This window comes from Vibrio sp. 2130-1, assembly GCF_033339515.1.
On the sequence record NZ_JAWOUT010000181.1, the window covers coordinates 1 to 789 of the forward strand.

The window sequence follows — 789 nt, forward strand, 5'->3', positions numbered from 1 at the left end:
CGCAATGAGCGCTTTATTGGCGTGGAGTGCTCAAAATATTGAGTGGATGTTGATGTCTCGTTTGCTACAAGGCTTAGGTGCGTGTGCGACATCGGTAGCAGCCTTTGCAACAGTTCGCGATATTTTCGGCCCAGAGAAAAGCGGCAAGATGATCAGCTACCTTAATGGTGCGATCTGCTTTATTCCTGCACTGGCACCAATCTTAGGTAGCTGGTTAACACAGCAATTCGATTGGCGTGCAAACTTCAGCTTTATGGCTGGTTTTGCGGTTGTCTCAGGAACGTTGATGTTCTTGATGATGAAGGAAACCAACCCAGCAACCGAGAAACAAGCGGTATTCAAAGTAAGTCGTTACTGGTCGGTACTGAGCACGCCATCTTTCATTTTCCACGCATCACTATGTTTGATGGCCATGGCGGTTATCTTAGCTTACGTGACGTCAGCACCGTCGGTATTGATGACAGGCATGGGCCTTTCAATGAATGAGTTCACATTCTGGTTTGGCATTAACGCGGTTATCAACATCGCTGGTTGTATGTTGGCACCGAAGTTCATGGAACGTTTTGGCACACACAACACGCTTGTGGTTGGTATCTCGACGTTGGCTCTGGCTGGTGTGGTGATGCTGGTGATGAATGGCCAAAACACGGCGCTGTCGTTCATGCTGCCAATCTTTATGTCGTCCGTTGGTTTTGCTTTGATTCTTGGCGGCGCTGCGGGCAAGGCGTTGGAACCATTCGGTGATAAAGCGGGCACAGCCGCTGCGCTACTTGGTTTGTTCCAAATGAG

General features: G+C 49.2%; 1 protein-coding gene. It reads left to right on the plus strand.

Annotation, left to right across the window (positions count from 1 at the left end):
* The coding region (locus R7Q09_RS25025; RefSeq protein ID WP_318143808.1) for an MFS transporter at positions 1-789 on the plus strand (789 nt) is incomplete at both ends.